Annotated in this window: 13 protein-coding genes and 2 pseudogenes; 5 read left to right on the top strand and 10 right to left on the bottom strand. The window is 56.7% G+C overall.

Translation table 11 applies throughout. The annotated features are described in order from the left end of the window. From AC1DVM_RS20290 to AC1DVM_RS20280, 3 genes and pseudogenes are all read left to right on the top strand, one after another. Positions 1-186, top strand: a 186-nt coding sequence (locus tag AC1DVM_RS20290) for a hypothetical protein (RefSeq protein ID WP_477257446.1), incomplete at its 5' end; no start/stop codon positions are given. An 88-nt stretch (positions 187-274) separates the two neighbouring features. Then, positions 275-463 (top strand): hypothetical protein, encoded by a 189-nt coding sequence (locus AC1DVM_RS20285; RefSeq protein ID WP_477257444.1) that lies wholly within the window; start codon positions 275-277, stop codon positions 461-463. A gap of 310 nt (positions 464-773) precedes the next feature. Continuing rightward, positions 774-1,155 (top strand): annotated as a pseudogene (locus AC1DVM_RS20280) (IS3 family transposase); the annotation flags it as partial. Between the two features lie 284 nt (positions 1,156-1,439). On the opposite strand, the gene AC1DVM_RS20275 reads toward AC1DVM_RS20280, so the two are convergent. Then, a complete protein-coding gene (locus AC1DVM_RS20275) occupies positions 1,440-2,435 on the bottom strand; it encodes a tyrosine recombinase (protein ID WP_477257442.1) in 996 nt (331 codons plus the stop codon). Positions 2,436-2,558: 123 nt separating this feature from the next. Between AC1DVM_RS20275 and AC1DVM_RS20270 the strand changes: the two are divergent. Further along, positions 2,559-3,856, top strand: a pseudogene (locus AC1DVM_RS20270) (ISNCY family transposase). 424 nt (positions 3,857-4,280) lie between these two features. Here AC1DVM_RS20270 and AC1DVM_RS20265 read toward each other — a convergent pair. The 8 genes from AC1DVM_RS20265 to AC1DVM_RS20230 all read right to left on the bottom strand — a co-directional run bounded on the left by AC1DVM_RS20265 (position 4,281) and on the right by AC1DVM_RS20230 (position 10,703). Then, on the bottom strand, positions 4,281-4,748 hold the full coding sequence (locus tag AC1DVM_RS20265; RefSeq protein ID WP_477257440.1) for a hypothetical protein: 468 nt from the start codon (positions 4,746-4,748) through the stop codon (positions 4,281-4,283). Positions 4,749-5,177: 429 nt separating this feature from the next. Beyond that, positions 5,178-5,876, bottom strand: a complete 699-nt coding sequence (locus tag AC1DVM_RS20260) for an IS6 family transposase (RefSeq protein ID WP_477257438.1) — start codon at positions 5,874-5,876, stop codon at positions 5,178-5,180. Between the two features lie 356 nt (positions 5,877-6,232). Beyond that, positions 6,233-6,580, bottom strand: a complete 348-nt coding sequence (locus AC1DVM_RS20255; RefSeq protein WP_477257448.1) for a RidA family protein — start codon at positions 6,578-6,580, stop codon at positions 6,233-6,235. A gap of 63 nt (positions 6,581-6,643) precedes the next feature. Beyond that, positions 6,644-7,762 carry a pyridoxal-phosphate dependent enzyme gene (locus AC1DVM_RS20250; RefSeq protein ID WP_477257436.1) on the bottom strand — a complete coding sequence of 373 codons (1,119 nt, stop codon included), beginning with the start codon at positions 7,760-7,762 and terminating at the stop codon, positions 6,644-6,646. A gap of 3 nt (positions 7,763-7,765) precedes the next feature. Then, positions 7,766-8,497, bottom strand: coding sequence for an amino acid ABC transporter ATP-binding protein (locus AC1DVM_RS20245; protein ID WP_477257434.1), 732 nt, complete (start codon positions 8,495-8,497; stop codon positions 7,766-7,768). 19 nt (positions 8,498-8,516) lie between these two features. Continuing rightward, entirely contained in the window at positions 8,517-9,170 is a 654-nt protein-coding gene (locus tag AC1DVM_RS20240) for an amino acid ABC transporter permease (RefSeq protein WP_477257432.1), read from the bottom strand. Positions 9,171-9,173: 3 nt separating this feature from the next. Then, positions 9,174-9,839 carry an amino acid ABC transporter permease gene (locus AC1DVM_RS20235; protein WP_477257430.1) on the bottom strand — a complete coding sequence of 222 codons (666 nt, stop codon included), beginning with the start codon at positions 9,837-9,839 and terminating at the stop codon, positions 9,174-9,176. A 54-nt stretch (positions 9,840-9,893) separates the two neighbouring features. Further along, positions 9,894-10,703 carry a transporter substrate-binding domain-containing protein gene (locus tag AC1DVM_RS20230; RefSeq protein ID WP_477257428.1) on the bottom strand — a complete coding sequence of 270 codons (810 nt, stop codon included), beginning with the start codon at positions 10,701-10,703 and terminating at the stop codon, positions 9,894-9,896. A gap of 150 nt (positions 10,704-10,853) precedes the next feature. Between AC1DVM_RS20230 and AC1DVM_RS20225 the strand changes: the two genes are divergently transcribed. Beyond that, positions 10,854-11,615, top strand: a complete 762-nt coding sequence (locus tag AC1DVM_RS20225) for an IclR family transcriptional regulator (RefSeq protein WP_477257426.1) — start codon at positions 10,854-10,856, stop codon at positions 11,613-11,615. 133 nt (positions 11,616-11,748) lie between these two features. Here the strand turns inward: AC1DVM_RS20225 and AC1DVM_RS20220 are convergent. Continuing rightward, the coding region (locus AC1DVM_RS20220) for a GlxA family transcriptional regulator (RefSeq protein WP_477257424.1) at positions 11,749-12,413 on the bottom strand (665 nt) is incomplete at its 5' end.

Genomic DNA, 12,413 nt, shown 5'->3' with positions numbered 1-12,413 from the left:
GTCCAGGGCGGCGTTCATAACATTTTCCGATCACGTATTAACCATATCACGCTCAATCTATGTCCAATTCTTGCCTATTTCAAGCCCGTGAATGACCGTCTGGCGGATCGACGCTCCGGCCGGGTTGCGGGTGGTGACGCCTTATCCTTTCTCGTTGCGCTCGCTTATCGACCAATAATGATTTGATGTGAGATTATTTTTTTGCAGAAGAGCCGCAGTATTTTTTGCCGCATTTTTGAACCTCGAACGGCCTCGACGGGGTCGGAGATCGTTCATGGCCGAACAGCACGTTTCGCGGAATGCCGGAGCCAATGCCAAACCTGCTCAGGATCAAGTCGAGATTGGATCTGACTTCGGGCTGGCAATCTGGTCGGCCTTCGGCCTCACCGAGCAGATGGAGCTCGATGATCCAAGCTTTCCCGGTTGCGAAAAACAGCTCACCGACATTCCGTCGCGCAATTAATCGAAACGCCGCGTCGTGACGATTTCAACGACCTTTGGCCTTACGCCGGACGATCTCGCTCCTTAGATCCAGGCCACATACAACCAGTTCTGGGCTCTTCCCGATGGACGGCTGCGCGGGCTGCACTGCACAGATTACTCCATCACTGGACCATCCACGTGGATATCGACCATATCGGATACCGCGAGCGCTATTGCCACGACACGGCTGAACGAGCGATCGCGGCGATGGAGACATGGGACGGGGAGGGGGATCCCGCGGGTTGGCACCGTCCTCCGGAAGCTGTCCGCCGGCGACCGGGGTGAAGCATCAGATCGCTGTCGAGAAACGGATCCGGGAGATCTGCCAAACGCGTGTCGCTAGGGCTATCGCCGCGTTCACGTTCTCCTGGATCGCGAAGACTGGGGCATCAACATCAGGAAAGTGTATCGCATTTACAGGGATTTAGGCTTGCAGCTCCGGAACAAGACACCAAAACGGCGGGTGAAGGCGAAGCTGCTTGATGATCGCCAGGAAGCCGTCGGCTCGAACGATGTCTGGGCGAAGGATTTTGTCCATGACCAATTGGCTGCCGGGAAGAAACTGCGCGTTCTGACCGTCGTCCTCACCTTCTCGCGAAACGTGCCGGTGCTTGGTCCCCGCTCAGCTACCGCGGGGAGGATGTCGTAGCGACACTGGATAGGGTGTGTGAATCTGACCAACCTTTGGGTATGGCCTCAGCCTCACAGCGTATGCGGTCGTACGCTGCAACAGTGACAGTTTGAGCATGTTTCTCTGCGCACCCCGCCGAAGGAGAGTGCCTTGCGTCGGATCGCCGCGGAGGTGATAAACGGTTGCCGCCAGCTGTTGGACTTCTGGGTGCAGGCCAAGCACTTCTGCAAAAAATCACGCCGCTCCTCATGGACGATGACATTTCGGGAAATCGGAAAGCGAATGATTGCCGAGCACGGAGTGTGCGTCCTTTGCTTATCGAAATTTAAGTCGATCGGCTCAGGTTGTCTGGATCATGGCGAGCCGCCTGTGGTCCGAGTTCGCGCTCCTCGTTCAGTGGATGTAAGTCTTGCACCATCTGACGTAGGCGCGAAGTATCAAGATGGGTGTAAATCTGGGTCGTCTCGATGCCGGCGTGACCGAGGAGTTCCTGCAAGACCCGGAGGTCGGTTCCGCCCGCGTGCATGTGGGTCGCGAAGGCATGGCGCAGAACATGCGGCGACACCCGTTCGGGGCGGGGGAGTCCGGCCGCGACTGCTGCCTCCCTGATCTCCAGAAGGGCCGCCTGACGGGTCAGAGGTTTTGACCCGTTGCGGACTGCGTGAAACAGCCACTTAGTTGCAGTGTTGCCGGAATAGGCGGCGGCCAGGTGTTGCCACACCCTGATTGCTTCGATGGCGCGGGCGTGAAGCGGCACAAGACGCTGTTTGCCGCCCTTGCCACGGATCATCAGCATCTGCGTCCCCGCCGGGGCGGCGTCTGACGGCAGCGACACCGCCTCGCTGATCCGCATGCCGGAGGCATAGAGCGTTTCGAACAAAGCCGCCCGGCGGGCATAGCCGGCCTGGCGGTAGAGGCCGACGGTGGCATCGGCCGCGAGCCGGTGCGCCGTATCGAGGAGGCAAGCCGTCTCATCGGCCGTGAGGACAAACGGCAGTTTCTGCGGTCGCCGCATTGGCGCCAGGGTGGCTGTGGGATCGCCGGAACCCAAGGCCTCGGCGATCAGAAAACGGTGAAGGCTTCGGACGACCGTGAGGCGGCGCGCCACAGTCGACTGGGCAAAGCCGCGATCATCGAGGGATGTGATGTAGTCGCGAATGCGATCGACGCTCACGACACTCAGGCTGAGTTGGGCGGTTGCGAGCCAGGCAAGATAGCACTTGAGATCGTCGCTGTAGGTTGTGATCGTGCCRGGGGCGGCGCCGATTTCAGTCGCCAGCGCGTCGAGCCAGAGCTGGCCAAGTCGGTGGTTTGCGGGCATCGGATCCTCGTGGTCAACAGGATCCTGGCACGGCGGTGGTTACCGATTTCTTGTCAAAACAACAATTATGCGAATCCGCGGTGTAGCTGCAATATAGAGATGACACCCCTTAGCAAAGTTCAGATGGCACTCTCCTTCCGATTGGGGTTTCAGTTTTCGCGGCTTGACGCCCTGACGGATCTCGCCGCCGGCCGGATGGGAGTGAGCGAGGCGTGTGAGATCCTCGGACTCCGGCGGCGCCAGATGTTTCGTTTGCTGAGGGCGTTCCGGCGGGATGGCGCCGTGAGCCTGGTTTCGAAGCGTCGCGGTCGTCCAAGCAACAATCGGCTGCCGACCCACATTCGAGAGCTGGCGATGACCCTCGTCCGGGGGCGCTATGCCGATTTCGGGCCTACGCTGGCGACGGAGAAGTTGCTGGAGCTCCACGGCTGTCCGGTCTCGCGCGAGACGGTCCGCAAATGGATGATCGAGGATGGGCTCTGGCTCGACCGCCGTCGGCGGATGCCCTCGGTCCACCAGCCGCGCAATCGCCGGGAACGACTGGGCGAACTGATCCAGATCGATGGATCGCAGCATTTCTGGTTCGAGAATCGGGCGCCGGGTTGCACCCTGCTCGCCTATATCGACGATGCGACCAGCCGGCTGATGCATGCAGCTTTCGTGCCGTCGGAATCGAGCCCTAATTATCTGCGCGAGACCCAGCGGTACGTCAGGGCGCATGGCCGCCCGATCGCCTTCTACTCGGACAAGCACCCGATCTTCCAGGTGAACAACACGGCGGCCGCGGGCGGCGACGGCATGACACAATTCGGGCGCGCCCTGCATAAACTGAACATCGATATCACCTGCGCCAACAGCCCAGCCGCCAAAGGCCGGATCGAGCGCTCCTTCGGCACGTTGCAGGACCGGCCGGTGAAGGAGCTTCGTCTGGTGGGAATATCGACGATCGAGGCGGCGAACGCGTTTCTACAGAGGTTCCTCGACAATCACAACGACGCTTCGCCCGCTTGCCATTCGACGAGTCCGATGCACACCGGGAGGTCCAGCCAAACACTGTGCTCGAGGATGTCTTCGCATGGAAAGAACAACGCAAACTGACCTTCAACCTGACGGTCCAATCCGACAAGATGATCTTTCTGTTGGAGCCAAACGAGATCACGCCCCCTCGCCCGCAACGCGTGACGGTGATCGACTATCCGGACGGCCGTCTGTCGATCCGCCACAACGGCGTCGACCTACCCTACCGGATGCACTACGACAAGATCCGGAAGGTCACACAGGCGGCGATCGTCGAGAACAAGCGCTTGAGCGAGGTTCTCGCCTACGTGGCGCAGCGGCAGCAGGAACGTGACGAGAAGCGCAGCGCTAAAGCGCCTCGTCGTCGTGGCCAGGCTGAACGTCGCATGTTCAAGCTGAACTGATAGCAGCATGAGCAACCTGGATGACGACTTGGCCCGGCCCTGCAACCCTAGCCAGCCCAGCCGGGCCAAGCCTCTCGGCGCGCGCGACACTGACATTTCTATTTGGCACAAAGCGCGACATTTCTAACTTGCGCCGGTATTGAGTGTAGCAGCAATATAGAGATGACGCCCCGCAAAGTTCAGATGGCAGTCAGCGAGTTCCGGCTTCCATCATCATGGCGTGGAGCGCGCAACTGATCCATTCACACCCCATTTTGCATTTTGCCACGAATACCACTCGTCAAATCCAGTCGACGGCAGCGAAAATTCGAAGCCGCCTCCCCACGGCCTTTTGTTTTTTGCATCTCGGATCCTCGCACCTGCTGACAATCCCACCTGAGCCGAAAGAATCGCCGTCGACCGATCAGGGTCAATAGCTGTGACGTCAACCGAACGTCAGCTTCGCTTTGAACAGCAGTTCGTCGCTGGGATTATCCTCGGTGATATAGAGATCAGACACAGCGTTCGGAAGAGCGCAAATAAGAGTCTGCGTGTTCGGAAAAGCGCTATCGACTTCCAGCAGCAAATCGATCGCACTTTTGTCGATTCGAAAATACGGGTACGCTTGACGCGAAACGAGGACGGCGTCGCCATAAACGCATTTACGCTTCTGGCCTTTGACCTGGACGAGCCCCTCTTGCGCCAGCAGCGTCGATGCGGCCTCGTTCAGTGTGCCTCCCTGCTTACGGGTATCCGAATGATGCATCTCCATCCGGTGATCCCCGTATCTGATCTCGACAACATGCTGTCCCCTTGGCAGTGACATCAACACGTCCAAACGTGACCGCTTGAAAGTCCCATTGGGATGAATGACGCCAAAAACCGGCGCCTGTTTCAGTTCAATATTACTCAAGTTATTCTCCAAAAATTTGAATGCGTCGGCTTTGAAATTTATTTCAGTGAACGTTTGCGGTGCCGAACTAGGCGGCTCTCCGCCCTAGCCGTGAACCGGAGTACTACGCGACATCGAAGAAGGCCTTCTTACGTCTTCTTATTTTCGCTCTCCAGTGAATTCTAGAGATAGCTTTCAAGATTGCGCAATATTTTATTCAAATTTTCACGGCAATCACTGCAGTCCGAGGTAGGCCGTGGATATCGACCAAAGCCCGCGTGGCTTTATGGGCAACGGGTACCGATGGATCTGAGAGATACATAAGGTGAAATATCGATTTAACGGTGCACCAGGAGAGCGGTCACACGTATTTGAATCGGCCGAAGGCGGGAGGGATCCGTCGCAAATTTGGCTATAGGACGAAATGGACCCTGGGCGACCGATGAGCTCTTACGCTGCAAGCTCGTCAAATTGATCAGCGAGCGACAATGGCAGATTGGAGGCATACTTCGCCTGTCCTTTGCGCATCATGTGAACCATCTCAATCCCGCCCAGGATCACGCGGGCGCTCTTTGTTGACTTGAAACCGAGCATTGGACGAACTCGCCTTTTGATAGCGCGATGATCCTGCTCGATACGATTGTTGAGGTAGGCACTTTGGCGGATGCGAATGGGTTTCAGCTTCCGTCGTGATCGATCTTGGAGCCGGTCTGCGGTATCGCAGGACAGGATCGCCTCTCGGTTCGTCTGGCTGCCGTCGATGACGATCCTCTCGGGCCGACCATGCCGCTTCAGGGCCTTGCGCAGGAAGCACTTGGCGGCCGTCAGATTCCGCCGTTCGCTGAACCAGAACTCGACCGTATCGCCGTTGCTGTCGATCGCACGATAAAGATACCGCCACTGGCCCCGGACCTTGATGTAGGTCTCATCGACATGCCACTTGCCGGTGACCGCTCGCTTGCGCCGGTTGAACCGCTCCAGCAGCTCGGGCGAGTAGCGAATGATCCATCTGTGAATGGTCGCATGATCGACCGAGATGCCGCGCTCGGCCATCATCTCTTCCAGATTTCGCAGGCTCAGGCCGTAAGCGAGATACCACCGGACACACAGCAGGATTACGGAGCGATCGAAATGACGGCCTTTGAACATCATAAACCTCCGGAGCTTGCCAGAGGCATAGACCGAACTGAGTTACTAATGGGTTTGCGACAATTCCCTTTTCGTGGCTGGGGAGCCTTGGGCTTGCCGGGTTTCCCGAGATTCTTCGATCGGTGCGGACATGTCTTATCCCTCAGTGAGCCGAGGAAATCGTTGACCCGTCCTCGACGTTCCCGGCAGCATTTGGGATCTTCCCGGTCGAAGGCTGGGTCGCGATAGTGCATCAGATCAGCCACACGTTGAAGGTCGAGATCCACGTGTGGCTAATCTGYCAACTCCCCGATGCGGCGCAGAACCCAAGGACCATTGACGGGATGGAGCACGATAAAATTGGCGAACCTGCAAGACTAGACAACTAGGCCTACTGCCGTGATCTCTATCCTGAGGTCCGGATCAGCGAGGCGGGCCTCCACGCAGGCGCGAGCGGGCGGGTTGGCAGGATCAATCCAGGCATCATACACTTGATTCATGGCATCGAAGTCGCTGATGTTGGGCAGGAAAATATTGACCGCGACAAGATCCGACTTACTTCCGCCTGCCTCAGCTAAAAGTGCGTCGATTTTGTCTAGGACTTGTTTAGTTTGAGACTCAACGGGTGTTTTACGCTCATCGGCGACCTGCCCTGCGATATGGATGTGATTGCCAGCTACCACCGCTTGGCTCATACGGCTGCCAACTTTAAAGCGCTTAATCATTTGAATTCCACCTTTGATTTCGTCGATCGTGCCAGCCGCGGAGGCGGTCAACATCGACCGATTTCAGGCCAATTTGACTGGGATTCCGTTTTTCTGGATTAGAGTTTGCGCGGTGGCAGCAATTGCATCCTGCTGCTTATTCCGCGCGGGTCGAGGGCAATCGCCTCGATACGTATGCTTGAAACCAGATGCTGTCAGAACGCATACGGTCGAGCTACTGTCAGGCTCTTCTCGACGCAACCAGGCAACGCCGGCGGTCGATGAGAATTCAACGTCAAGTCCATCGTAGAACAGCAATGCTTCCCGCGCTAAGCGCATCTCGTCGTCTGACACCGCCACCGCTGCACCACCCGTCTGTCGCAGCGCGCGAAGAGTGTATGTGCCGTCCTGAGGGTATCCTGATAGCCGATCCGCGATAGAGGTTGCTGCAGTATCGATTGGGGATTGCCATTCTTCCACGGTGTCGCGACCTGCTTCGAAGGCCTTCACGATAGGGCAACACCCGTTAGCTTGGGCCGCCACCAGTCGCGGACGATGTCCCGTTTCCTGAAGAATGCCGTTGGCGGTGCCCAGCAAGATTGGGCCTGCACTGATAGGGGCTACAAGGGTCGAAGGCGCTCCCCCCATTTGCCGAGTAATCTCCACTCCTATCATCCGACAGGCCCACTCTGCGATCGGTGCTGCAAATGTCGAGTAGAGGGGCATTAGGCCCAGTTCGGCGGCCACAAGTTTGGCTGCCTGGTAAGCCGCACTGGGGTCATACCCGGCTTCAAGAACCACTGCGCCGCGGGCCAGAACAGGCGCTATTCTCTCGATCGCAGTCCCCATTGGGACGAGAGCGACCATTGGAATTCCAGCAGCGGYACAGGCACCCGCTGCGGAAAGAGCTGCATTTCCGCTTGAGGGCACGACCACCCCAGAAGCACCAGACCTCACGGCCTCCGTCACAGCGAGTCGCATAATCCGATCCTTGAAGGAACCTGATGGGTGAGTACCCTCATATTTGAGCAAGACTCCCGCGAGACCGGGTATTCTGCTCTTTATCAACGGAGAGGCCGGCCATGTACCAGCATCGACGACGAAGTCGGAAATCGGCGTGGTGCAAATCCGGACTCCAGAGCACTCGCAGTAGCCCACACTGGAATCTGAACCCTTGCCGCAATCTTCACAAACAGCAAACATCGACTAGCGCTCCGTTAAACGACGCATGAACTGCTGAATGCGTGGGTCCTTTGGGTTACTGAGCACGTCCTCCGGCGAGGAATCAGCGAGGATGAGGCCCTTGTCCATGAACAGGACTCGCCCTGCTACTTCTTGGGCGAAGCTCATCTCGTGGGTAACGATGAGCATTGTCATCCCGCTCTCCGCGAGATCGCGCATTACGCTGAGAACCTCGCCAACTAGCTCCGGGTCAAGGGCTGATGTTGCTTCGTCAAAGAGCATTATGCGGGGATCCATCGCTAGTGCTCGAGCAATTGCGACGCGCTGTTGCTGTCCGCCCGAAAGCTGGCTCGGATATGCGTTCCATTTATCGGCTAGTCCGACGCGCTCCAGTAAGTCGCGTGAACGAGCGTCTGCCTCATGAGGCTTTCGGCCAAGAACGAGCTTTTGTGCAAGGGCGACGTTCCCGCCAACAGTTAGGTGAGAGAACAAGTTGAATTGCTGAAAGACCATGCCGACATGCTTGCGTAAGCCGTGCATGCCACGCGAGCTGGTGATTGGCCGGCCATCTAATTCGATACTCCCACTGTTGAATGGTTCAAGTCCGTTAATTACCCGCAGAAGCGTGCTCTTGCCGGAGCCGCTGGGACCAACGACTGCAAGGACTTCTCCTGGATCAACGGCAAGGTTTACGTCCTTAAGCACCTCGTGCGTACCAAAGCGCTTACTCATATTCTTCAATTTGAGAATCGACATATCACCCTCGAGCTGTTGCTCAGGAACCGGTTCGCGCGAGCCGCCGCTCAAGCCACTCGCTGAATTTGGAAATCGGAAAACAGATTGCAAAGTAAAGGCAACCGACCGTCAGCAACACCTCGAGGGGCTTTCCATACTGTAGGACCAGCTCCATGGCTCGCCTCATCAATTCGTTGTAACCAATCACCGTTGCAAGCGAAGTATCTTTGATAACGGCGACGTACACCCCGACAAGCGGTGGCAATGCAACCCTAAGCGCTTGGATCCTGATGATGTACCAAAGCCTCTGAAAGAAGCTGAGTCCTAGAGCTGTTGCGGCTTCGACCTGGCCCTTCGGTACCGCCTCGACACCAGCCCTCAGAACCTCGGCCACGTAGGCCCCTGTATAAAGTGAGATGGCGCTGAAGGCCGCCCAAAATTTATCGACGTCGATGCCAAGCATCGGTAAGCCGAAGTACACAAAGAAGAGCTGCATCAGCAGCGGCGTTCCCCGAAACAGCTCCACGTAGGCCCGCAAAATCAGATCTAGTGGTGCAATCTTGAGAGCGCGTAAAATCGTTACGCAAGTACCCACAAAGGTCCCCGCGAAGATCGCGATTGCTGAGAGAAATAACGTCGTTAAGAAGCTATCCAATAACAACCAGCGCGATGCCCACACCGCTGTAAAATCCATGCCTCAGCTCCTCGACGCTGGCGGAAACAGCCATCTGCTCAACATGGCCATGGCGAACGAGCATCCTAGCGTCAAGACAAGGTAGATAATGGCCGAGAAGGAATATACCTCGATTGTCAAAAACGTCCGGGCGCTGATTTCATTCGTCCTCCCTGTTAGCTCCGGCACAGCGATTACGGATAGGAGTGACGATCCAAGAAAGGTAGCGATAAACATATTTGAGAGAGCGGGAAAGATTGCTCGTAACGCGACCGGCGCCACGATCCAGCCGAACGACTGTAGCGGTGAAATACCTAGCGCGGTTGCGGCTTCCCGATGGCCCTTAGGCACGGCGCCGACACCGGCGCGAAAGATTTCACTGAGGTAGGACGCAACATTGAATCCGAGGCCGAGAATACCGGCGGTGGTTGCCGACATGCGAAGACCGAGACTGGGTAGTCCGTAGAACACGATAAAAATTTGGAGGAGGACCGGCGTATTGCGCAGAATTTCTACGTAACCAATCGCCAGCCACCGTAGAATTCGGATTGTGCTCAGTCTCGCTGCAGCAACGACCACGCCCACGACAATCGCCAAAATGAAAGCGGAGATCGAGATCACAGCGGTGAGCCAAGCGCCCTCTAGCAGCTGCGGGTAGAATGTTGTGATAGAGCCCCAATCGAGGAACACAGGCCAGCACTCCGGGAGACCGGCACGGCCATTGCCGTGCCGGTTTGGCTAAACTTAAAACGTCGGATTTAGTGCGGCTGGCATCTCGGCATCGAACCATTTCTTGTACAATTCTCTGCCCTTACCGCTGGTGTTGAGCTCAAATACAAAGGTATTGACCCAGTTCAACCACTCTTGATCGCCGCGAGGTAGGCCGAGGCTGTTGTAGTCGACAAGGTCCTTAAAGGCCGGATCAATAATGACCTTGATATTTGCGTCCATTTTGGCTTGGTAATTTAGAAAATTGCTATCTTCGATCATGGCGTCGACCTGGCCTTGCTTCAGGGCCAAGAGGGCAGCGGCGGAACTGTCAAACCGTTGAACCTGGGCGCCCGGGACGGCTGCCGAAAAAGCGGTATCTTGTGTGGTGCCCTTGATCACTGCGACTCGCTTGCCATCAAGAGACTTAGCCGTTGTGGCGTCACTGCTTTTGGGCAAGGCAATGGCCATGACAACGGCTGTAATATACGTGTCGCTGAAACTCACAACCTTTGCTCGTTCGGAGTTGCGAGTGAACTGACCGATGACGAGGTCCACCTTTTTGGTACGGAGGTTGGGGATGCGATCAGCAGCCGTCGTGTCCACAATTTCGAGTTTAGCGCCAAGGCGGTTTGCGACCAGCTTCGCGACGTCTACGTCAAATCCGTCGGCTTCGCCTTTATCGTTTCTCATGCCAAACGGCGGCAGGCTCAGGATGACGCCGACACGGATAGTTTTGTCGGCAATCACTTTGTCCAAGATGGACTTTTCCTGGGCTTGGGCGCCGCTCGCTGCGGCTACCATTAACCCGAGGCTCAACGCTGCTGCAGTGATTTTACCTATCATCGTCAACTCCCTTTTTATAAAGCCCTGTGTTCTTGCAGACTAAACGAGGGTCCGGTATACTGGACACGATGTCGCTATAGTGGACAGGCTAGCACCTTCGTTTTATTTCGCAAGTGGCTCCGCGAAACGTTTGATGGATTAGGCGAGAGAATGTCAGGTACGACGCGCGCACGCGGGATAGACAGAGTCATAGAGATATTTGAGTTCCTCCGAGAATTTCGGCAGCCGGTTGGCGTCGGAGAATTGGCCCGGCGACTTGGGGCTCCAAGATCGTCTCTCTACGAAATTATAAGTCGCCTGACCGCCGCCGGGCTGCTTGAGGTCACGGACGAGGAAGGGCGCGTTTATTTCGGCCGGGCAATGTATTTGTTCGCGGATGCCTACTTGGCATCCCAACCGCTGGTTCGCTCAGGGCGCGACGAGGTCATAAGGCTCGCCGAAACTACCGGCGAAACCACGCAGCTTTGTATGTTGTTAGGTGACAAATACACGGTCGCGCATATGCATCCTGGCTCGAATCTATTTCGACTTAGCTCGGAGGCTGGCGTTCTCGTCCCTATCCCTTGGACGGCGTCGGGGAGGCTGCTGTTGGGAGGTATGAGCGATCATGAGATACGCGCACTTATATCGGACAAGGATTGCGTTCTACCCGACGGACGCGTGATCCCGTTTGATGGGTTCTTGGAGGATATCCGGCGCGCTGAGTCCCAGGGATATGCAGTTACAACAGGGCTGGCTGACCAGTTCACCACGTGTCTGGCCGCACCGATCAAAGATGGAAACGGTCGGCTAGGTGCTGCAATTTGCTTTGTCATCCCATCTCATACTCCCGAGGAACGACAAGGCGAGCTAATCGACCATCTCGTCGCAAGCGGACGCAAAATCTCAGGTATTTTGGATACCACTGCGTGAAGCAAGCCAGTGAGCCAATCGCGACCGGGACCCGGGGGCCTGTGTTCAATTGGACGATCGAACATGAGAACCGTGAGTCCCCTAGGAGAACGGGTCTGCTAGTGCCGTGGGTCCGGGCCGCCCGGATAGGACTTCAGTTAGGATCTGCTATATCAATTTTCCGGGCGTCTCGAGGTGAAATGCCAAACGATGCTCGAAAGTCGCGGGAGAGGTGAGCGGTGTCCGAAAACCCAGCGTCGAGCGCTATCTGCGTGATTGTCCTTTTGCTGTTAAGCAAGAGCCAACGTGCGTAGTTCAAGCGAAGGCGGCGTTGGAACGCTGAGGGTCCGATTCCCAACGCCGCTTGGAAAGTCCGCTCGAGTTGACGGCTGCTAACTCCGACGTATCTTGCAATTACTTCAACCGAGGGCGGTGTATCGAGCCGCTGTTCAATAAACTGAGCCGCTTGACGAACCCGGGTGTCGCTGATGCCTTCAAGTTCGCCGTAAAAATGCGCCTGCGGAATGGACGGTAGGCGGATATCTTGAAGCATCATGTGTCTAACCGCTTGTTGTGCCCGGTCCCGGCCGCAATGGCGGGCGATTAGATAGAGCCCGAGATCGATCGCGGCAGTAGATCCCGCACAGGAGATGAGGTCACCCTCGTCAATGAAAAGACGGTCAACGGATGCGTTGAGATCCGGAAACTGGGTTTTGAAGGCATCCAAGACGTTCCAGTGGATGCATACACGCCGGTCTCCCACTAGGCCGGCCTTAGCGATGGCGAAGGTTCCAGTACAGATTCCGAGCAGTCGTACGC

The sequence above is a fragment of the Microvirga sp. P4_A5 genome, from assembly GCF_056402495.1.
This window is presented reverse-complemented; position numbering and strand designations above follow the sequence as displayed.

Excerpts from the sequence above, each read along its gene's own strand:
- AC1DVM_RS20245 (WP_477257434.1), bottom strand. The coding sequence starts at position 8,497 with ATGTCGATTCTCAAATTGAAGAATATGAGTAAGCGCTTTGGTACGCAC.
- AC1DVM_RS20255 (WP_477257448.1), bottom strand. The coding sequence starts at position 6,580 with ATGATTAAGCGCTTTAAAGTTGGCAGCCGTATGAGCCAAGCGGTGGTA.
- AC1DVM_RS20240 (WP_477257432.1), bottom strand. The coding sequence starts at position 9,170 with ATGGATTTTACAGCGGTGTGGGCATCGCGCTGGTTGTTATTGGATAGC.
- AC1DVM_RS20260 (WP_477257438.1), bottom strand. The coding sequence starts at position 5,876 with ATGTTCAAAGGCCGTCATTTCGATCGCTCCGTAATCCTGCTGTGTGTC.
- AC1DVM_RS20225 (WP_477257426.1), top strand. The coding sequence starts at position 10,854 with ATGTCAGGTACGACGCGCGCACGCGGGATAGACAGAGTCATAGAGATA.
- AC1DVM_RS20230 (WP_477257428.1), bottom strand. The coding sequence starts at position 10,703 with ATGATAGGTAAAATCACTGCAGCAGCGTTGAGCCTCGGGTTAATGGTA.
- AC1DVM_RS20285 (WP_477257444.1), top strand. The coding sequence starts at position 275 with ATGGCCGAACAGCACGTTTCGCGGAATGCCGGAGCCAATGCCAAACCT.